At 53.1% G+C, this 20,268-nt stretch carries 16 protein-coding genes; 11 read left to right on the top strand and 5 right to left on the bottom strand.

Annotated features, from left to right (window positions below; all coding sequences use genetic code 11):
- Positions 1-17: 17 nt before the first annotated feature.
- Positions 18-1,226, bottom strand: a complete 1,209-nt coding sequence (locus NXT01_RS02425) for a type I restriction endonuclease subunit S (protein WP_259077139.1) — start codon at positions 1,224-1,226, stop codon at positions 18-20.
- Positions 1,223-3,157 carry a class I SAM-dependent DNA methyltransferase gene (locus tag NXT01_RS02420; protein ID WP_259077138.1) on the bottom strand — a complete coding sequence of 645 codons (1,935 nt, stop codon included), beginning with the start codon at positions 3,155-3,157 and terminating at the stop codon, positions 1,223-1,225. The genes NXT01_RS02425 and NXT01_RS02420 overlap by 4 nt, the downstream gene beginning before the upstream one ends.
- 1,748 nt (positions 3,158-4,905) lie before the next feature.
- Here NXT01_RS02420 and NXT01_RS02415 point away from each other — a divergent pair.
- Positions 4,906-5,136, top strand: a complete 231-nt coding sequence (locus NXT01_RS02415; protein ID WP_259077137.1) for a hypothetical protein — start codon at positions 4,906-4,908, stop codon at positions 5,134-5,136.
- Positions 5,133-7,193 (top strand): DUF262 domain-containing protein, encoded by a 2,061-nt coding sequence (locus NXT01_RS02410; protein ID WP_259077136.1) that lies wholly within the window; start codon positions 5,133-5,135, stop codon positions 7,191-7,193. The genes NXT01_RS02415 and NXT01_RS02410 overlap by 4 nt, the downstream gene beginning before the upstream one ends.
- Before the next feature lie 113 nt (positions 7,194-7,306).
- On the opposite strand, the gene NXT01_RS02405 is transcribed toward NXT01_RS02410, so the two are convergent.
- The gene (locus NXT01_RS02405; protein WP_259077135.1) at positions 7,307-7,456 is read right to left on the bottom strand and encodes a hypothetical protein; all 150 of its coding nucleotides are present in this window, start codon (positions 7,454-7,456) and stop codon (positions 7,307-7,309) included.
- A 565-nt stretch (positions 7,457-8,021) separates the two neighbouring features.
- Between NXT01_RS02405 and NXT01_RS02400 the strand changes: the two genes are divergently transcribed.
- The gene (locus NXT01_RS02400; protein WP_259077134.1) at positions 8,022-9,485 is read left to right on the top strand and encodes a hypothetical protein; all 1,464 of its coding nucleotides are present in this window, start codon (positions 8,022-8,024) and stop codon (positions 9,483-9,485) included.
- Positions 9,486-9,655: 170 nt separating this feature from the next.
- On the opposite strand, the gene NXT01_RS02395 is transcribed toward NXT01_RS02400, so the two are convergent.
- On the bottom strand, positions 9,656-11,275 hold the full coding sequence (locus NXT01_RS02395) for a hypothetical protein (protein WP_259077133.1): 1,620 nt from the start codon (positions 11,273-11,275) through the stop codon (positions 9,656-9,658).
- Between the two features lie 332 nt (positions 11,276-11,607).
- On the opposite strand from NXT01_RS02395, the gene NXT01_RS02390 reads away from it, so the two are divergent.
- The 5 genes from NXT01_RS02390 (at position 11,608) to NXT01_RS02370 (ending at position 16,587) form a co-directional block, all read left to right on the top strand.
- The gene (locus tag NXT01_RS02390) at positions 11,608-13,089 is read left to right on the top strand and encodes a methylmalonyl-CoA carboxytransferase subunit 5S (protein ID WP_259077132.1); all 1,482 of its coding nucleotides are present in this window, start codon (positions 11,608-11,610) and stop codon (positions 13,087-13,089) included.
- A 15-nt stretch (positions 13,090-13,104) separates the two neighbouring features.
- Positions 13,105-14,661, top strand: coding sequence for an acyl-CoA carboxylase subunit beta (locus NXT01_RS02385; protein ID WP_259077131.1), 1,557 nt, complete (start codon positions 13,105-13,107; stop codon positions 14,659-14,661).
- 24 nt (positions 14,662-14,685) lie between these two features.
- A complete protein-coding gene (locus NXT01_RS02380; RefSeq protein ID WP_259077130.1) occupies positions 14,686-14,949 on the top strand; it encodes a hypothetical protein in 264 nt (87 codons plus the stop codon).
- A gap of 20 nt (positions 14,950-14,969) precedes the next feature.
- Entirely contained in the window at positions 14,970-15,332 is a 363-nt protein-coding gene (locus NXT01_RS02375; protein ID WP_259077129.1) for a biotin/lipoyl-containing protein, read from the top strand.
- Between the two features lie 130 nt (positions 15,333-15,462).
- Positions 15,463-16,587 carry a S1 family peptidase gene (locus NXT01_RS02370; RefSeq protein WP_259077128.1) on the top strand — a complete coding sequence of 375 codons (1,125 nt, stop codon included), beginning with the start codon at positions 15,463-15,465 and terminating at the stop codon, positions 16,585-16,587.
- Positions 16,588-16,639: 52 nt separating this feature from the next.
- On the opposite strand, the gene NXT01_RS02365 is transcribed toward NXT01_RS02370, so the two are convergent.
- Positions 16,640-17,467, bottom strand: a complete 828-nt coding sequence (locus tag NXT01_RS02365) for an inositol monophosphatase family protein (protein ID WP_259077127.1) — start codon at positions 17,465-17,467, stop codon at positions 16,640-16,642.
- A gap of 47 nt (positions 17,468-17,514) precedes the next feature.
- On the opposite strand from NXT01_RS02365, the gene prfB reads away from it, so the two are divergent.
- The 3 genes from prfB to ftsX are packed head-to-tail and all read left to right on the top strand — an operon-like array spanning position 17,515 to position 20,263.
- Positions 17,515-18,609, top strand: a complete 1,095-nt coding sequence (gene prfB / locus NXT01_RS02360) for a peptide chain release factor 2 (RefSeq protein WP_259077126.1) — start codon at positions 17,515-17,517, stop codon at positions 18,607-18,609.
- Positions 18,610-18,667: 58 nt separating this feature from the next.
- Positions 18,668-19,357: a cell division ATP-binding protein FtsE gene (gene ftsE / locus NXT01_RS02355; protein ID WP_259077125.1), complete on the top strand. Its 690-nt coding sequence runs from the start codon at positions 18,668-18,670 to the stop codon at positions 19,355-19,357.
- A 9-nt stretch (positions 19,358-19,366) separates the two neighbouring features.
- Positions 19,367-20,263, top strand: a complete 897-nt coding sequence (ftsX, locus tag NXT01_RS02350) for a permease-like cell division protein FtsX (RefSeq protein ID WP_259077124.1) — start codon at positions 19,367-19,369, stop codon at positions 20,261-20,263.
- The last annotated feature ends 5 nt before the right edge of the window (positions 20,264-20,268 follow it).

Below are 20,268 nucleotides of genomic sequence, written 5' to 3'. Positions count from 1 at the left end.
GGACGAAATACCCATGATTATTGAACCTCCTTCCGGCCGGTAACGACCTCAGTAATAAGAACAGAACGACGCTTGAGCAGAAGATCACGGAGCTTGGTGGATTCGGCGATAAGGGAGTCGATTTCTGCATTTTTCTCGTCGAGGGACTGAACAATCTTCAACTGCTCTTTTTGGTTGAGAAACGCGACTGGAAGCTTCTTAGCGCGTTCAGAAGAGAAACCGGGGATTGTGGCGCCAATTGCTATTAAGTCGATAAGACCATCGGCTTTATGTGCCCTTATCGAGTAATCCAGAAACTTACCTATCCAGCCAGCAGAGGGGCGGATTCGGATGACATGGTTTTGAAACCCCCAACCCGGAAGTCCGCGTTCCATTGTCAAACTTCTACCAAATCCAGCACCACCCTCGACGACAAGTACATCACCAGCTTCGATGGAATACGTTTCGATCTCAATCGGTGACATCCACATCTTCTTCTCCTCTCCAGCGAATACTCCATTTGGTTGAATATTCCCGGCCCGAACGTAGCTAGTCAATTGATCGAAATCATTCTTCGCCTCTGATTGGAGAGTTTTTCCGAGAAAAACCTGGGCGTGACGGCCGAGGTTAGTCAAGGGGACGGAATCCCGGATCTTAGTCTCCTTAATCAACAACGCGGCTCGTCGCTCCTCCAGCAGCTCCACGTACCTGTCTAGGTCGGCCACCGCAGCGTCGATCTCGGCGGTCTCCCGATCCAGGTAGTCAGCGATGCGGCGCTGGGTACGGACGTTGGTTTCCATCAACTTGTAAGAACCAAGATACCCCGCGGAAATTCGTTGTAGACCGCCCACACCATAGACTTCACCGCGCGCGCGATCTAGAAACTTGCTAGATAGCAAATTGTAAACAATCCACCTCGCGTCTGCGTTTTCCTTTGGTCGCAAAACATGCACTTCAGAAGTAGCAAGACCAATATCAGTTTTAGTATTGGCAATGATAGACCGCCCATGAAAAACTGTAGGAGTAACTTTTGGAACAAGAACATCTCCTCGCCGGAATTGCGTGTAGCTAGTTTCCGACTTTTTCCAAGCCTTCTTTCTGGAATAGTCCGTGCCCTCTGTGGACCAAATATTTTCTAGAGGGAGGAAATCGACCACAGTTCCATCTTCAAGATTGTTAAACTCGGTGGTGAGAGGGTTTACATGGGCGTAATGGCGGATGCCGACCTCACGAGCATTTAAACTCATTCCTTGACCTCCTGAAAACGAGCACGGATGGACTCAAGCACAGTCTCGATCTCAGCGTCGAGCTCCTCGAGTGAGGGCATCTCCTCGGGCTTGTAGAACAGCCTGGTCATGGGGATCTCGTAGCCCACCTTGGACTCAGCCATGTCCCACACCAGATCAGGTGCAAACGGCAGCACCTCACGTTCCATGTGGGAATCCACATCCTCAGTCAGCGGAATTCGCTCAGTGATTTTGGAGGCCTTGTCGATGACTTTGTTGCCGCGGTGATCAACGGCCTCCGGTGCGTGCTCATCCTCGATGGCGAGTGCATTCATGATGTGGCCGAGCAGTCCGACACCCATCTTCAGGCCAGCTGCCTTGGCAGCCGTGCGCAAATGAGCCGGCAAATCATTCCACGCCACCCCTTCACAGGACCGGATTGCAGCCTCATGGCCGGTGAATGCCTGCTTATGGTCCATAGCAGCAGCAACGGTCTCATCGGTGACCGACACCGAGTAGCGCTTGATCCGGTACATGGGAACATCCACAAAGCCCAGTTCATCAGGGGTGACGATTTTGGAGTACTCCGGATCAGCGTCTTCGAAGGCACTATAAAGGCCGAGGATGAACTTCCGGTCTTCCGCAGAGAACTCACGGCGCTTGTTGCCCATGCCTTTGCGCATGGGCGACCAGATACTCGTGGCGTCGATAAGCTGGATTTTTCCATCACGCCGAGGTTCTTTGTTTTTGTCCAGAATCCATACGTAGGTGGCGATACCGGTGTTGTAGAACATGTCCGTCGGCAGCGCGATGATCGCGTCGATGAAGTTGCCGTTGATTAGCCAGTTACGGATCTGATCGGGACCGGATCCGGGTCCACCGGTAAACAGCGGTGAGCCGTTGGTGACCACACCGGCCCGTCCACCCTTGGTGGTGCCGTGCTCGCGTTCCTTGAGCTTGTGCACCACATGGCATAGGAACAGCATCTGACCGTCCGAGACCGGCGGCAGACCATGACTGAAGCGTGAGCCCTCGATCTTGGATTCTCGCTCCACCGCGTCTTTGGAGCGCTTCCAATCAGTGCCGTACGGCGGGTTGGCGAGCACGTAGTCGTAGAGTTCACCCTCGTAGCGGTCATTGACCAGGGTGTCGCCGTCGCGGATGGCATCCGGTGAAATACCGGAGACGATGAGATCGGATTTGCCCAGTGCCAGAGACTCGGCCATCATCTCCTGCCCGTAGACAGATACCTCGACATGGGGGTTGAGTTCCTCCATGGCCCGCTTGGCAACCAGCAGCATACCACCGGTGCCGGCGGTTGGGTCATAAACGGTACGTGCGGGTGCCTGACCGTGGAGGCTATCATCATCACTGGCTAGCAGGACATCCACCATCATGCGAATAGCATCACGCGGGGTGTAGAACTCACCGGCGACCTGCCCGTTCTCTGAGAAGGACCGGTACATGAGGTTCTCGAAGAGGTTGCCCATGGCGTTTTCACCGAGGACATCGTCGGAGAGGTCGATGCCCGCAAAGTGCTTGACAACACCCCACAGGACGTTATTCTCTTCGAGTTTGGTCAGCATCTCCGGGAACTTGAAAGCGGTCCAGATGCTGCGGACATTGTCGGAGAAGGCGTCTAGGTAAGTGAGCATGCCCTGTTTGACGTGGTCATCACTGCCACCGATCATCCCCAGTGACAATTCTGAAGTGTTGTAGAAAGACAAGCCATGGTCAGCGCGAATCAGGGCTTCCCACATGCTTTCCGGGAATTTTGTGTGCTTGATGGTCTGCAGCACATCAGCCTTGGTCGGCTCCAGGAGGCACTCGATGCGCCTGAGCACGGTGAAGGGAAGGATGAAGTCACCGTAGTTCTGGCGGGGCACGACACCTCGGAGGTAGGTATCTGCTGTCTGCCAGACAGCTTGGGTGAGCGAGGTTGATAAGGTCATGCGGGCTGAGACTCCTACTTTTGTTGCTTGATCACTGAACGCGGAACACGACTGAGAATCATCGTTCACTATGATGTGGATACTCCACCCCGCTAGGCCGAAAATGTGATCGAGAAACCGATCGAAATGACGATACTGCCAGGGTGAATGATTCTTCGCATATTCTAACTTTGGATGTGGTGTAAGCCTATTTTTTGGGGAGTGGGGGTTGTCGGTTTATAGAGTGGACTAATATCGCGTAATCGGATGGGTGTGAAACGAGCAATCATAGGAGCAAGAAGCCATCCGTGCGCTCTATCGGGAGATGACGTTGCAACTGTGCCTCGAGTCGTTGCACATGGACTTCCGCACCCACGGCTGGCGCACCACGCTCAGCATGTTCTATGACGACACCATTCCCGTCGATCAACGCGCCAAAAGGTTCGCCACTGCGTCGAAGTCAACCATACGAACTACACACCCGACGACGTGGACACCATGGCCGCGTCACGTTCCGCCATGTTCGCTGCTATACGAAAGCGGCAACAAATCGCTCAGTCCTCGCATCATCTGCGCGTCGTCGAGTAGACATTGGTGCAGATCGTGGGCATAGGGGGCCTTTCGTTGACAGGACCGCTTTGAAGTGGCGCTCCATGGCTCTAAGTGGTCCTATTCCTCTTCGTTAGAGTCAATGAATCTAATAGTGTTGCTGTATCGACACCGGTAACATGCGTAAAAACGTTGTTTACAGGAGGCTGCCAGCGACAACATTTTTAATTATGGCTATAGACCTAACGCTGGGCTCATAACCCAGAGGTCGTAGGTTCAAATCCTGCCCCCGCTACTAAATATGCGATGTGAAAACCACGGTTCTAAAATACCGTGGTTTTTGCGTTGTTCCTTGATAGTGTCCTCCAAGGTTCCTCAATCGTGAGAACCTTAGAAAATCGGATATCTCGGGCAGTTCTACGAGTAAGGGAGACACACTCTGACCAGATAATTCTTCGCCCCTACTAGATCGATCGGAGACCTGTGGTGTACTTGTGGAAGCACTGGTTTTAATATCCGGTTGGTGTTCAGTATTTCGCTTGCCCGACAATCTCACCGCTAGATCGTTGGTTATCAGCAGCAGGTAGGCCGAGTTGAGGACGCTGGGCTCAAAGTGACGCAGATATACCGATGCTAGAATCTGCTTTGGCTGAGGTTGCGACGCGACTTAGCGTCGACGATTAGTTAGAGGCGGTGGGCTGGAGCTTCAATGCGCTGAGTTTGTGTGCCTCCCCGCTTTCAGCCGCTACGCACATTTGCTCCGAGCAGAGTTCAACTGTGCTGATCGCATCAGGTTCGAGCGCTTAGCTGATCCGCTCAAGTATGTGTAATTACTGTTTAGATACAGTATCGCGTGGGCTTACTGCAGTGACTTGGACAACGTGCTCACTGAGACAACTTATCGCAGTGCTACTAGTCTTCGTTTAAGGGGTGGTGGCTGAAATTGTAAAGCATTTATCCTGAGCATGTTGATATGACGGTTCGTTTTCGGAAGGTGAATACTTCACCTGAATGAACTCGACAACGAGTCTGGTGACATCGAGTTCGATCGTTTAAATTTCAGGTGACAGAAGTCCCGAATTGGTCGCAGAGATACGGTTGATGAAAAATGATTTTATTTTTCCACACCATGATTTCTAACTGCACCTTCGTATTCCAGGAATTCAGGTAAAGCTGTAGAGTACTGTGCTCCGGCGTTTCGGCAGAGTTTGAGCGCCTCCATGGGGGATTGGGCTACTTTCGGAAAATCTCGAGCACATCTCTTGATCCCCTTGCGGCTCGTAAAAGATGCCAGTTATGCCACTAAGCTCACGGCCAACTACTACAATAAAGCAGAGATCAACTACGGTGATATGACGAAACTGGACGCTGAGATCGCGTGGATTGTCGTCCAGCAATGGTGCACCTTAAGCGATGAGATCGTGGCCGATCTCGAAGGGATCAACAAGTGAAAGCAGTCGACACAAATTTGCTTAAGCTACTAAAAAAGAGTGATCGGTTCGTCGTGCCGATCTATCAACGTGTTTATTCGTGGGGTGAGGCAGAGTGCGAACAGCTTTGGCACGACATCATCCGCGCTGGTGAGCGAGAGAAACTAAATAGCCATTTTACTGGATCGATCGTCTATATCGAGCGGGACCAAGGCGCCAACACGTCACGTGAACCCGACCTCATTATCGACGGTCAACAACGTGTCACTACGGTGACACTGTTACTAGCCGCGCTCGCCGCCAAGTTAGAAACCCTGCCGGCAGATGACCAGGAACCCGAGCCGGGCTTCGCTCCACAGAAGATTCGGGGGCAATATCTACGCAATGAATATGAATCTGGCGATGACTACTTCAAGCTGACGCTGTCTCAACGCGACAGAGATGCCTTGAAGGCAGTTGTCCAAGGTGCTCCGATGCCTCAGACAACTTCACGAGTGGAGGACAATTACGCATACTTTGTCGCTAGGCTTAATGATCCCGAGGTCGACCTGACTCACGTCTGTAGGGGACTCGACAAACTTGTAGTGGTCGATGTGAAGCTCACCCGCGGTATGGATGATCCGCAGCTTGTATTCGAGTCAATGAATGCCACTGGGAAAAAACTTTCTCAGGCGGATCTCATTCGCAACTTCGTGCTGATGGATCTGCCACCAGCGCAACAGGAGCGGTGCTATGAAGAGTTCTGGTTTCCGATGGAGTGCTTATTTCAGGGGGATAACGAGAAGCGGTTTGACGAGTTCGTCCGTCACTATCTGACCGTCAAGACAAACGCTATTCCACGCCTTGTTGACATCTACGAAGCATTCAAAACCTATGCCTTTAGTCAAGAATCCGCGGGTGTCAGCAGCAAGGAACTGGTCACTGACCTCCACCGTTATGCGACATGGTTCGCCAATATGGCACTAGGAAAGGAACCGCTAAAAGGTCTGGCGCGCAGGTTCGCCGAAGTCGATCAGCTTGCCACCGTCACGTATCCGTTCCAGCTGCGTCTCTACGCGGATTACAAGGCCGGAGTCCTCAGTGAGGATGACCTTGCCGCAATTCTAGATGCGGTGATTTCGTATTTGTTCCGCCGGGTGATCTGCCATATTCCTACCAATAGTCTTAACAAGACCTTCGCAAATTTAGCTGCTGCGATCGATGAGGATAACTATGTCATCAGCGTCTGTGCACGCTTGCTGACGCTGTCGAACTATCGGCGATTCCCGACTGATGAAGAGTTCGAGAGAGCACTCAAGTCAACCGATATGTACAACGTGAAGCGTCGCAGCTATTTCTTCCGAAAAATGGAGAATTACGGCCGTAAAGAAGAGGTGTCGATCGCCGAGTACACGATCGAGCACATCATGCCGCAAAATGCCAACCCCGCATGGCAGGAAGCGCTGGGGGGCAATTGGAAAGCCGAGCATGACCGCTTGCTCCACACACTCGGCAATCTCACACTGACCGGGTACAACCCGGAATACTCAGATCGCCCATTCGAAGACAAGCGTGACATGGAAGGCGGCTTCAAGTACAGCCCACTCCGGCTTAATCAGGGACTCGGACAGCTTGACACCTGGAACGCTATCGAGATCGAAAGGCGTGCCAATATACTCGCAGCACAAGCCGTTGCGATCTGGGCCAGACCCGAGTACGAGGAAGCTGTCCTAGCAGAATACAGAGAGAGTTTTAGTGATCAGAGGCGGTTCGACTGGTCGCAGGCGCACACCATTTTGGACGCTTTTCCTGCCAGGCGGTGGACGAGCTACAACAATCTCGCTGAGGCTGTTGGAACAGGGCCCGTCGCGATGGCTGGTCATCTCAGCCGGTGCACTGACTGCGTTAATGCGTACCGAGTTCTAAGGTGGGACGGGAGGGTTGCCGAAGAATTTCGCTGGCACGACCCCGAGGATCAGCGTGATCCGGTTGATGTATTACGCGCGGATGGGATCAATATTATCGATGGTCACGCAGATCCCGAACAGCAGCTCGCGGTTGAAGACCTTCTCGCACTGGTCGGTGACGGCAAGCTGTAAATCGTAATAATGTGATCACTGAGCCAGGCTTAGGTTCTTGAGAGTCTTAGAGGAGTTCATGCGTGGGCACGGTCTCAAGAAAAGGAAACTGACCGACGGCGAGAGAACAATGTTTAGCGAGAACTGGGGGAGTCTATTGGGGTTGTCTGGGGCCACACACCTTGCAGAAGCGTGAAGCGCGAAATGATACCTTCACGGTGTCCTGCTTTAGCGCGGTTAACACCGGTGTCCGTCGGACGCTGACCGAATTGGCTACGACTCATGTCGTCTCGCCACCTTGGTGCAATCGAGCGATATCACGCGATCGGAGCCGTCGGCTGCCGAGTCTCTCTGTTCTGATCATGTTGTCCGACTCTAGAGAGCTAAGTTCAACCGTACAAGCAGCCATAATTTTATCACTCGCGTTCCTCGGTAATTTCTTGGCGACCACCCACCTAGGTAGATGGCTGCGGACGTTCTCACACCGCACGCAGTTTTTACTCATACAGGTCGCGCCTTAGATACGTGGTAGGAGAGCGCAGGTAAAGGTGTAACCTTCGGCTAAGTCTTCTTAATGAAACTGCCGTGTAGCTCCCTTTCCTCCCATAAGGAAAACGTGGCACTGCTGCGATCGAGACACTTGGAGCTATGTAGCTTCAACAAATCTCACCGTAATCGACAGCGGCAACCTTGAAAATCTTGGTAAGTGCTGGATCCAACAAAGCTAGTTAGGGTTACCTTAGCAAAATTGGGCATATGTGTGTATCTTGTAGTAATGCACCCTTTCTTAAGGGTGTGCTCTCGCGAAAAAAAATGAACGTCGTGGGATCATGCAACGAAAGGACATTCATGAAGAAAGCGGTGCGTAATAGCATCTTAAGTCTCGCGGTTGTGAGCTCTCTAGCAGCTGGCACGATAAGTCAACCTGCCCTGGCTCAGCCCCTCGACTACACGGTAGCCCAGGCTCGGGGTGGGTCCACGATTCCGAATGAGTTTCTCATTGAGCCCAAGTCGGATTCGGCGTCTTATACTGCTGCTTTTGAGCTATACGACCAAATTTACAAAGCTCGCTCGTACTACTCCGAAGGTGCTCAGGCATTTTGGCTGCGTGAGGCGCCGAATGAGTGGGCTGGAAGATTCTATGCCAGGAACCAAACTTTGATCGCTCAGGCGGCACGCGAGATGATAATCCTGCAGGCGGAGGATTTCCAGGGAGCCCGCGATCTGGATGTGAGCTCGATCGGCGTAGATCCAGTAGTTGAGGCCTCAGCTGCTGAGATCATTGATCGAGCAATGGTACATTTCACCGAATTGAAAGCAACCTCCGATCGACAGCTGGATATCCAAAACCGTTTGGATAATCTAGGCCAGGCCAAGTCAGGCTTGAATAATTACAAGGGTGACGAGAAGTTCATCTTCCGCATTCCGAGTGCTGCAGTGGTTAATTGGGGCGTGCCGCAAAAGTACTTAGATTCAGGTCGAAGCCCGTTTACTCCCAGTGATTTTGCTGGTATCACGGTGACACAGGTCGCCTATTCGGCGACTGATCAGGCTCAGCAAGTCTCCCAAGAAGCGCTCGAAGCCGATGCCCTAACAAATGCAACCCCTCAGGGGCCCACGGCCACAGAGGTCGCGGCACCGCTGCAGAAGGCTCTTAATGATGTGGTCGACGGCGTGCTGGGATACAGCGGAAAGGTTCTCTTTGACGAGTGGATCAAGCTTGCCAAGATTGCTGATGATGCGGCTCGTCTCTTAGCGGAGATTAATTCGCTAGAAAGGGCCAATAATGTGGCGGGCATCGAGGCCCAGACCGAGAGAGTTCGGCAATTAGAGTCCACGTTCATCCAGGCGTCGCAGGCTATTGACAAAGAACGGCAAGATCTCCTCACGGACCTTGCTTCAGCACTTGAGGCCGTGCGTACCCTTGATGATGCTGATTTAACTCAACAAGCTGAGGAACTGAAGGCGGACTTCGATAAGGCGAATAACTTTGCGATTAGTCCTGAGCTAAAGAAACGACTGAAGGAACTTCAATCTGAAATAGCCAAGCGATCAGGGATTAACCAAGATGATCAAGAGGCCCCCACTGATCAACCAACCCCACCTGCAGAGCAGACCTCAGAGAATCCAGCACCCCCCGCTGATCCGGGACAGCAGCCAGAACAGGATCCAGAAGCGTCTTCGCTGGGCGCGGGAGCAATTGCTGGGATCGTATTGGCGGTCGTTGCTGTTGTAGGCGGAATCATGGCGGCGCTATCTCATATGCTCCCGCAGTTAGGTGCGCTAGCTCAGACTTTAGGAATTCGCATCTAGGACATTTCTAGCATTCTATCTTGGGTGAAATGCCAAGAGGAGGCGAAGGCAACTACCGTAGCTCAATCGATGGTTGCCCTCGCCTCCCTTTTATTGGGGGAGTAGTTACCCCCAAGGCCTCACTGGTTTTGTTTATGTGGGCTTGTGGCGTGGTTATTCCCCCCCATTATCTACCCCATCTTTCCCAATGAGAGGGCGATGCCGCGTAAGTACACGGGATTTTCCTCGGCAAGGATATCAATTTGTTCGATGGTGGATTGGGTAACGTTCTCATCGAGGGGCACTCGGATGGTTGCGAGTGAATAGCGGCCATTGTCATTGGCAGATTCTCGATTGCGCAACGCTGGATCCTCAGGATCAAGGGCGATAGCGTGGAGTGATCCATCAGCGAGGTGCAGGTTGAGATTCACCGTGGTGGGTTCGGTATACGAACCTGTTGGGGCAAGCGTGATAGCGAGGCTTCGAGCACCGCTTACTTTAGTTTGAGTGCTAGCTTTCGTCAGGCGGCTAACTCCAGTGAGGATATCTACCACTCCTTTATCAGCCATGGGGCACAGATCGTCCGGCTTGATAGGATTCATCGGATCCCCGATATGACAGGGGGTACTATCGCCACTAAATTCCGTGTGGTTGATAAAAGCTGCGGGCTCGGGGCTTAGAGCAAGCCACGTGATGGGAGTGTCCGCAACAGTTTCTGGTAACGGGGCTGAAGCGCTAAGAGGCAGGCTCGTGGGTTTACCGCGCAAGGTGGCATCGAAGAAGTCGATACTCATGGTGCTGAGGATTTCTTCGTGGGTGGGGGCATCTGCACAATTTGTGAGGTCACAGGCAGTGCGATCATCCATCTCAGCGGCAGCTGCGGTGCGGTTAATGAGCATATGGCCAAGTCCCGGGGCGTGAGCTGCTAGCGCAGGGGAGGTGCGGGGAGTATCGAGGTAGTGACCGAGCCAAAGGTTTGCTGACTTTCCCACATCTTGGTCCATATCGCCGCTCAGTGCGAGGTAGGGGATATCGCGGGGAGCTGGGTTGAGGGCTTCGAGATCATAGGTATCGTATGCGGGGGCATAGGCGAAAACCGATTTCAGAGATCTTCCACCCACCACGGTGGCAGCTGAATCTACGAGGCTTCCGGACCTTGAGTGAGCAAAAAAACCTACCGTAGACATATCGATTTTGTCGGTGAGATCTATACCGAATGTTTGGGTCTTTCCAGAATTATCTTCCCTAACTGCAGCGAGTAGCGCGCCCACGCTTCCTTCCCACATTGTGTTTTGGTCATAAGGTTCGGTGACATCGTAGCCGGAGAAGATGGCTCCGAGATCAGGAATGAGGGTGGCGTAGCCCTGTGAAGCATAGGCCTCACCAAGGTAGGTCATGCCGCGGTCAAATCTATGTTCCTCCTCGCCTTGAGGGCAGGGAAACGCAAACGTGGATTCGCCGCAGTTAGGAGCCCGGAGGTGGCTGATAATAACCAAAGGAGCGGGCTCGGAGGTGGACGTCGGGGTCACTAGCACGCCTCGAATAGGTGCACTGTAACTTCCGACGGTGGTATTGCCGAGATCAACGTCGGAGATCGTGGCGTTAGTGGTGGAAGACTGTTGCACTTTGAGCGGAGCCCGTGGCCGGTCTGGGGCTGCGTGCGGTCCGTCTGGATCTGCGGTGTCCATGGTACTAGAGGCGATGGACGAGGGGTCGGTTGATGGTTCAGGGGGAGTGGTAGAGGCGCACCCTGAAAGGACGAGGCTAAGGGAGGCGCCAAGCGCTGCGAGTGGATATGTCGAGAGTTTCATAGTGCTCTATTTTAGGTTGACTGTTGTCGCTTTGATGATAGGCCTCAAGAGAATTGGCGTGATGTGGTACAAAAGTGCACCTAAACGCTGTTCAGTAACTGTGTGCTAGGACATAATTCACTGCGAGATTAGCCACAAATATACCCGTTTTGCTTATTTGAAACCCGTTACCAAAAGGTGAGAATACCTGCCTAGACGTGCCTATATAAGAAAAAGTTATCTCCAATAAGAAGATTCAGCACACTCAAACGGACAAAAGTGGGCATGAACTCACCGTTATTTCTGCCCAACTCGACTGCAAAAAACCTGCATATACCCTAGATTCTTTAAGTATGAGTCCAAGAAAAATTGGAGTGACTGAAGTAGCACTCCGCGACGCGCATCAGAGTTTATTCGCAACGCGCATGGCCCTCGAAGACATGGTCGATGCCTGCGCCGATATTGATCAGGCAGGATTCTGGTCAGTTGAATGTTGGGGTGGTGCAACATTCGACGCCTGCATCCGCTTCCTCAATGAGGATCCGTGGAAGCGACTGCGCACCTTCCGCGAGCTCATGCCCAATTCTCGCCTGCAGATGCTACTGCGTGGCCAGAACCTCCTCGGCTATCGTCACTACGAAGATATGGTGGTCGATAAATTCGTCGAAAAGTCCAAGGAAAACGGCATGGATGTTTTCCGCGTTTTCGACGCCCTCAATGATCCTCGCAACCTCGAGCGCGCCATGAAGGCCGTGAAAAAGGTCGGTGGGCATGCTCAGGGTACGATTTGCTATACCGTATCCCCGCTGCACACCGTCGAGGGCTATATCGAGCAAGCCGGTCGACTGCTGGATATGGGTGCCGATTCAATCGCGCTCAAGGATATGGCTGCGCTGCTCAAGCCGCAACCAGCCTATGAAATTATTCGCGGCATCAAGGATAGGTACGGCGATGATACTCAGATCAACGTGCACTGCCACTCGACTACCGGCGTGACCCTTGTAACTTTGATGAAGGCCATTGAGGCTGGAGCAGATGTTGTTGACACCGCCATCTCCTCTCTCTCCCTGGGCCCTGGCCACAACCCCACCGAATCCCTCGTTGAAATGCTCGAAGGATCCGATTTCGAGACTGACCTCGACATGGATCGTCTAATCAATATCCGCGACCACTTCAAGAAGATTCGTCCGAAGTATAAGGAATTCGAGTCAAAGACTCTCGTCGATACCAATATCTTCCTCTCTCAAATCCCAGGCGGCATGCTGTCCAATATGGAATCTCAGCTCAATGCCCAGGGTGCCGGCGATCGCATCGACGAAGTGATGGCCGAAGTACCTCGCGTGCGCGAGGATGCTGGCTTCCCACCACTGGTGACCCCATCCTCTCAGATCGTGGGTACCCAGGCGGTCTTCAACGTACTCATGGGTCGGTATAAGGTCATGACCGCTGAGTTCGCAGACCTCATGCTTGGCTACTACGGTGAGTGCATTGGGGAGCGCAATCCCGAACTCATCGCTCAAGCGGAAAAGCAAACCAAAAAAGAAGCTATTACCTGCCGGCCAGCTGATCTACTCGAGCCAGAGTGGGATGAACTGCGCAGCCAGGCCGAAACGCTCGAAGGCTTCGACGGCACCGATGAGGACGTTCTCACCAATGCCCTCTTCCCAGGTGTTGCACCAGGATTCTTCAAATCTCGACCAGAAGGTCCAAAGAATGTGGGCAAGGATCCAAGTAAGTTGAAGAAGCGCGAGAACGAGCCTGTTCTGGAACCAATCACCTACCGAGTCACCATGGGCGGTCGCACAGAGACCGTTCGCGTTGAGCCAGCCGAATAAAAGGGAGAAAAAGACATGGCTGAATTAAAAACAATGGCCCAGCGCCTCGAAGAGCTCGCCGCTGAGCGGGAGCGCATCACCTTAGGTGGCGGCGCCGATAAACAAGACAAACAGCGCGCAAAGGGCAAGATGACTGCCCGTGAGCGTATCGATGCCCTGGTAGATAATGGCACCTTCCGTGAAACCGGAATGTTCTCAAAGCACCGTACAACTCACTTCGGAATGGATAAGGCAGTGGCACCCGCCGATGGTGTGGTCACTGGTTCCGCCGCAGTGCTGGGACGTCCGTTGCATATCGCTTCCCAGGACTTTACTGTTATGGGTGGTTCGGCCGGCGAAACCCAGTCGAATAAGGTGGCTGCAATGATGCAGGCATCGGCTACAACCGGCACACCATTCGTATTCATCAACGATTCCGGCGGAGCGCGTGTTCAAGAGGGCATCGATTCTCTCTCAGGTTACGGAAAGGTCTTCTACAACAACGTCCTGCTGTCCGGACTCGTGCCGCAGATCTCCATTATTGCAGGCCCGTGTGCTGGTGGTGCAGCTTATTCACCAGCACTTACGGACTTCATCATTCAGACGCGCCAGGCCAATATGTTCATTACTGGCCCAGGAGTTATCAAGTCCGTAACCGGCGAAGACGTGACCGCTGATCAGCTGGGTGGCGCCGATGCGCATATGGCAAAGGCTGGAAATATCCACTTTGTCGCTGACAACGATGAGCAAGCAATTCTCATCGCACAGAAGCTACTGAGCTTCTTGCCGCAAAATAACACCGAGGAACCACCTGTAGTGGACCCAGACGTGATCGTGGAACCAGATCCAGAGCTTCGCGATATCGTACCAGTTGACGGAAAGCGCAGCTACGATATCCGCGACGTGATCACCCGCATTGTTGACCATGCTGACTTCCTTGAGGTACAGGCCGGCTTTGCCCAGTCTATCGTCGTAGGTTTTGCGCGCATCGTTGGGCGTACCGTCGGAATTGTTGCCAACCAGCCGAATGTGATGTCCGGTGTCCTCGATATCAATTCCTCCGATAAGGGCGCGCAGTTTATCCGCTTCTGCAACGCTTTTAATATTCCGCTGTTGACATTGGTTGACGTTCCAGGCTTCATGCCTGGTGTCGCCCAGGAGCATGGTGGCATTATTCGCCACGGCGCTAAAATGCTCTACGCCTATTCATCAGCTTCGGTGCCGAAGATTACCGTTGAGCTTCGCAAGTCCTATGGTGGAGCTCACCTTGCCATGTGCTCGAAGGATCTCGGTGCTGACTGCGTCTTCGCATGGCCTACTGCAGAAATTGCCGTGATGGGGGCCGAAGGTGCGGTTAATGTGGTCTTCCGCAAGGAAATCGCTGAGGCCGATGACCCTGATGCAAAGCGCGAGGAGCTCATCACCCTCTACCGTGAAACCTTTGCAACACCATTTATGGCAGCTTCCCGCGGCCTCGTCGATGACATCATCGATCCTGCCGAAACACGGATGCAGATCGCGCACGCCTTAGAGGTCCTTGCCAATAAGCGTGTCGATCGTCCAACCAAGAAGCACGGCCTGATGCCGGTTTAATGCCGGCTGAGAAGGATTGTGAAAATGAGCGAGATGAATAGTCAAGAGTTGGCTAGCTTAGTTCAAGAGCTAACCAAGCGCCTCGACGTCGCCGAGGCCGAAATTGCTGAGCTGCGTAAGCGTTCCGATATCGCTATCCCCGAGGACGTCATCACCGCTATCGCGGCTGCTGTCAGCGCATTCTTAGGTAATAAGGGACGCATCAAAGCGGTCCGCTACTCCCGTCACCGGACCTGGGCTGCTCAAGGGCGTCAGGCCGTGCAACAGCACATGCCAGGGCCCAAATAAGGCTCTAGGAAGAGGAAAAAATGAAATTGAATGTGACCGTCAATGGCATTACTTATGCCGTTGAAGTCGAAGTTGAAGAAGAGAAGCGCACCCTGAGCCCCATCGTATTTGGTGGCTCCCAAGCTACGGCACACAACGAGCCGTCCAATGCTTCTGTTCAGGGTGTCTCCGCTAATGCCGTGGTGGCCCCTCTTGCCGGTAGCGTTTTCAAGGTTCTGGTTGAACCAGGCGACGAGATCGAGCAAGGGCAAGTTTTGCTCATCCTTGAGGCGATGAAGATGGAGACAGAGATCACCGCTCCGAATGCTGGCGTGGTCGGCGCTGTGCGCGTAGAAGTCGGAGATTCAGTCCAAGGTGGACAGCCGCTGGTTGAAATCAACTAGTCACCCCTGTTGAGGTAGTTGATACGAAAGTTAGGGAAGTTTCGTGGCATGATAGAAAATGCCGCGAAGCTTCCCTACTTCTTTAGCTTCACCTGTATCCATACCGCCCCGAAAAGAGATCTTTGTCACTATGCGCGCTTTCCGTTTCGTTCTAGCCTCGGCCCTAGCCCTGGGAATCCAGGGAGGCCTCACTGCCCCCGCTGGAGCTGCTGTGATCCCCACAGCTTCGGAGACCCTGCGGCAGGTGCAATCCGACTTAAAGGTTCACGGTCTTGAACTCCCTCCCATTGACCCTGTTATCGTTGCCGATATCGATCGCGCGGTGGACAATCTCAATAGGGAACTTAAACAGGCGGAATACGCGGCTCAAGATTTTCAAGCGGCGATGGATTCTCTCGGTAAGGGCATTCCCAAAAATTTGAATCCGCAAGCCCAACCGCAACCAGATTTTAAGCTAGGGGATGAGACCCTAAAACGCACGGGGGATGAGTTTCGCCCCATAGTCGATGGCCCTAATTACCATTGGCGCTCCGATCCTCTCTCAATGTTCCTGGCTTTAAAACCTCACCCAGTGCTCAACCGCATTAATAATTCATGGTTCGACCAGCCAGCAACACCCTTGGCTTCCTTATTTACAGAGCGCGAGGGCTTTTCCCTCTACGGGCCCTCCACTCCGGTATATATTGGCGAGAGTCAAATGTGCACGATTACCGCCAGTGGGGTCGATGAGAAGGGCCACCAAGTGGCGTTGACCGCAGGCCACTGTGGCAAGGTAGGTGACCAGGTAGTTAATGCCGACTCGTGGCGCGTAGGACGATCTGGGACCGTGGTGGCCCATGGTTCGAAGGGATTGGATTATTCAGTCATTGAGCTCGGCTCAAACGCCAAAATTACTCGTTCCTATAATGGCGTTACTGCCCAGCGTCTGGGCGGGCAACCTGGGCACTACGAGATGGTGTGTAAATCGGGTGTGGCAACCGGCACCACGTGCGGACGGGTATGGGTTTCTGATAGTAAAACCTCGATGAGTCAGGTATGTGCCACCGTAGGTGACTCCGGCGCCCCAGTGATCGCCGGCGGTGCTGTCGTGGGCTTGGTCTCCGGCGGAGTAGTTCCGCAATACCAACTCTCTTGCCACACCCCCATCCAAGGTCCATTCTTCCAGCCCACAATTACTACCAATATGGACGCGGTTCTCAATGACCTCAATGTCCGAGGCGGGGTCGGCCGAGGCTTCACACTACCTAATGCCTAGGTTAAAAAGGGAGCACATATTCTATGTGCTCCCTTTTTCTTATCAGCTATTATCAATCGCTCAATAACGCCTGAGCAGCTGCAACTGCCTCGCTATGCCCGGCGATCGACCATAGTACTCCACCTGCGTCGACGGTAACTCCAGTGCCACCGACTCCGTGGATCAAGGCAAGTCCAGGTAACCAATCCCATTCGTGCACGCTATGCTGCATCCACAACCCCAGGCCCCCCTCGGCGACAGTAGCAAGGTCGATTGAGGCTGCCCCGAGGATTCGTATAGTGGCTACCTCGGTTGCAACTTTCAACCATCTATCTCGCACCGCGTCATCTGCGAGATAGGTGGGGTGGATATAGGTTCCTAAACTGAGCTCGGGGAGCGGGTGAGGCCCAAGAGGAGATAATTCTTGTCCATCGCGTTTGGTCGGAATATCTTTACCGCCAATCCAGGTATATCCCATAGAGGGGCGATGAACCGCTCCGAAGTGGAGTCGATCGCCCTCCTTTAGGGCCAAGGCGGAGCAGAAATAATCACTATTGGAGGTGAAATTATAGGTACCATCAACAGGATCAATCACCCATGTTTTCCCGCTCGTCGATACGCGATTGCTCCCTTCCTCGCCGAGGATACCGTCGTCGGGACGCAAAATTCTCAGAGCGCCCGCGATGAAATCTTCAGCTGCGCGATCGGCTTGGGTGACCACATCGGTGATATTGCTTTTATATCCAATGCTTAGGCCCGTTTCTCGGATACGCCACGCGAGTCGCCCGGCGTTATAAACCAAGGCTTGAGCCAGAGTGGGATCGCTATCGGTGTCGTGGCTCAAGCAAAAGGTTTTGGTGATGGCGGGAATCATCTCGGCCATATTCTTGTGATCCGTCATAAGTCCCATTGTGCCTTGTTTTGCTAGGCGCGTTAAACTATCTGCTTATGCACCCTGATATTGTCTCTCAACTGGCTCAGCTCGAGACCACCCTAACGACGATCGAAAAAGTGATGGATCTCGACGAGATGGCGGCTAGGGTGCGCGAACTGGAGCAGCAGGCCTCCGACCCGAGCTTGTGGGATGACGCGGAGGTGGCACAGCGGGTCACGTCCTCGCTATCGCATGTGCAAAGTCAGCTTAAAAAAATAGAATCTTTGCGCACTCGCCTCGAGGAATTCCCGGTGATGTATGAACTCATGGAAGAAGAGGGTGAGGATCTAGGAGCGCTCCAAGCAGATCTCGACTCGCTCGGTGAAGAAATAGCTTCGCTTGAGGTGAAGACCATGCTATCGGGGGAATATGACAAGCGCGAGGCACTGATCAATATCCGCTCGGGAGCCGGTGGTGTTGATGCTGCGGACTGGGCCGAAATGTTGATGCGTATGTATATCCGGTGGGCTGAAAAGAAGGATCATCGCGTGGATATATACGATATATCCTATGCCGAAGAAGCCGGTATCAAATCGGCGACTTTCGTCATCCACGGGGAGTATATGTATGGAACGCTCTCGGTCGAGCAAGGAGCACATCGTTTGGTGCGGATTTCCCCATTCGATAATCAGGCCCGCCGCCAGACTTCTTTCGCCGAGGTAGAAGTTCTTCCCGTGGTGGAGACCACGGACCATATTGACATTCCTGACGCTGAGGTACGCGTGGATGTTTATCGCTCTTCAGGGCCTGGTGGGCAGTCCGTGAATACCACCGATTCTGCGGTGCGCCTGACCCACATCCCCACTGGCATCGTGGTGACCTGCCAGAATGAGAAATCCCAGATCCAAAATAAAGCCTCAGCTATGCGAGTACTTCAAGCCAAACTACTCGAGCTGAAACGTCAAGAAGAGCGCGATGAAATGAATGCTCTCGGCGCTGGTGGTAACGCCAGTTGGGGAAATCAGATGCGATCTTATGTGCTGCATCCCTATCAAATGGTCAAGGACCTGCGTAATAATTTTGAGGTCAACGACCCCTCGAAAGTTCTCGACGGCGATATTGATAAGTTCCTCGAGGAGGGGATTCGGTGGCGAATGGCGGCCGAATAAGAGTCACATCAACCTCACTGGGCTACAAAAATAACAGGCCTTTCGGTAGGCTGAGCATGTGATCACATTCGATAACGTCACCAAATCCTATAAAACGTCCACGAGACCTGCGCTTGATCGGGTATCGGTGCATATCCACAAGGGAGATTTCGTCTTCCTGATCGGCCCCTCGGGATCCGGAAAATCAACCTTTTTAGAATTGATGATCCGCGAAACTAATGTGAGCTCGGGCTCCATCAAAATAGCTGATCTCGAGGTGAATAAGCTCAAGGGATCCCAGATCAACAAACTGCGCCAGAAGATCGGCTATGTCTTTCAAGATTTTAGGTTGCTCAAACAAAAAACCGTCTACGATAATGTCGCATTTGCCCTCGAGGTGATCGGTGCCAAGCCAGCAAAAATTCGCCAACTGGTACCTGAAACCTTGGAAATGGTGGGACTCGCAGCAAAATCGGACAGATTACCCGGAGAATTATCTGGCGGAGAACAACAGCGGGTCGCTATCGCCCGCGCCTTTGTCAACCGGCCCTTGGTCCTCCTTGCCGACGAGCCAACCGGCAACCTCGACCCCGATACGGCAGACGGGATTATGGTACTGCTCAATCAAATCAATCGGATGGGAACCACAGTGGTTATGTCCACCCACAATGCCAAAGCAGTCAACGATATGCGCCGGCGCGTCATCGAATTGCGGCTCGGCACACTAGTACGCGATGACGCCCATGGGGTCTATGGGGAAGCGCAGTAGGAGACGACAATGAAATTTGTACTACGAGAAGCCGTCCGCGGTCTTGGCCGCAATATTACGATGACCTTGGCGCTGATAATCACCACTGCTATTTCGCTAGCACTATTAGCCACAGGCTTTCTAGTAACCAATATGACTGAGCGCACAAAGGAGATTTATCTCGACCGTGTGGAAGTTATGGTGCAGTTCGATGATGAATTATCCGCAACCGATACCACCTGCAGTTCCCCCAACTGCCAGCAGGTACTTAAGAAACTGGAGAAATCCTCGGGGGTTGAGTCGGTGATTTTCCGATCCCGCGAGGAATCCTATAAGCGCTACGTGGAGCTATTTAAGGATTCGGATCCACTCCTTGTTGAGGAAACGAGCCCCGACGCGCTACCCGCAGCACTACATATACGCCTTGTCGATCCCCTTGACACCACTCCCTTGGACCCCGTTCGTGAGCTTCCTCAAGTTGCCGGTGTCATCGATCAGGTCGATGATCTGCGTGGAGCAACCGATAGTCTCGACGCGATTAGGAATGCAACCTTCCTCTTTGCGGGCATCCAAGCTCTCGCAGCCATATTCCTTATTGTGAATATGGTTCAAATCGCTGCCTTCAACCGCAGGGAGGAGATCTCGATTATGCGTATGGTGGGAGCATCGCGCTGGTACACCCAAGCGCCCTTTGTTCTCGAAGCGATCGTGGCCGTTATCTTCGGTGCTGTCCTTTCGGGGCTTGCGCTTATTTTGGGCAAAGTGTGGGTGGTCGATCGCACTTTGGCAGGGCTTTACGATGCCCAACTCATTGCCCGAGTCACGAGCGCCGATATCTGGGCTATTACGCCAATCGTGGGCCTTTTGGGTATCCTTTTTGCGGCCATTACGGCGCAAATTACCTTGCGTTGGTATGTGCGCAGTTAGCACTC

This window comes from Corynebacterium sp. ES2775-CONJ, from assembly GCF_024814515.1.
Classification (GTDB): Bacteria; Actinomycetota; Actinomycetes; order Mycobacteriales; family Mycobacteriaceae; genus Corynebacterium.
This window is presented reverse-complemented; position numbering and strand designations above follow the sequence as displayed.

Excerpts from the sequence above, each read along its gene's own strand:
- NXT01_RS02425 (WP_259077139.1), bottom strand. The coding sequence starts at position 1,226 with ATGAGTTTAAATGCTCGTGAGGTCGGCATCCGCCATTACGCCCATGTA.
- NXT01_RS02420 (WP_259077138.1), bottom strand. The coding sequence starts at position 3,157 with ATGACCTTATCAACCTCGCTCACCCAAGCTGTCTGGCAGACAGCAGAT.
- NXT01_RS02415 (WP_259077137.1), top strand. The coding sequence starts at position 4,906 with ATGGGGGATTGGGCTACTTTCGGAAAATCTCGAGCACATCTCTTGATC.
- NXT01_RS02405 (WP_259077135.1), bottom strand. The coding sequence starts at position 7,456 with ATGAGTCGTAGCCAATTCGGTCAGCGTCCGACGGACACCGGTGTTAAC.
- NXT01_RS02400 (WP_259077134.1), top strand. The coding sequence starts at position 8,022 with ATGAAGAAAGCGGTGCGTAATAGCATCTTAAGTCTCGCGGTTGTGAGC.
- NXT01_RS02395 (WP_259077133.1), bottom strand. The coding sequence starts at position 11,275 with ATGAAACTCTCGACATATCCACTCGCAGCGCTTGGCGCCTCCCTTAGC.
- NXT01_RS02390 (WP_259077132.1), top strand. The coding sequence starts at position 11,608 with ATGAGTCCAAGAAAAATTGGAGTGACTGAAGTAGCACTCCGCGACGCG.
- NXT01_RS02385 (WP_259077131.1), top strand. The coding sequence starts at position 13,105 with ATGGCTGAATTAAAAACAATGGCCCAGCGCCTCGAAGAGCTCGCCGCT.
- NXT01_RS02380 (WP_259077130.1), top strand. The coding sequence starts at position 14,686 with ATGAGCGAGATGAATAGTCAAGAGTTGGCTAGCTTAGTTCAAGAGCTA.
- NXT01_RS02375 (WP_259077129.1), top strand. The coding sequence starts at position 14,970 with ATGAAATTGAATGTGACCGTCAATGGCATTACTTATGCCGTTGAAGTC.
- NXT01_RS02370 (WP_259077128.1), top strand. The coding sequence starts at position 15,463 with ATGCGCGCTTTCCGTTTCGTTCTAGCCTCGGCCCTAGCCCTGGGAATC.
- NXT01_RS02365 (WP_259077127.1), bottom strand. The coding sequence starts at position 17,467 with ATGACGGATCACAAGAATATGGCCGAGATGATTCCCGCCATCACCAAA.
- prfB (WP_259077126.1), top strand. The coding sequence starts at position 17,515 with ATGCACCCTGATATTGTCTCTCAACTGGCTCAGCTCGAGACCACCCTA.
- ftsX (WP_259077124.1), top strand. The coding sequence starts at position 19,367 with ATGAAATTTGTACTACGAGAAGCCGTCCGCGGTCTTGGCCGCAATATT.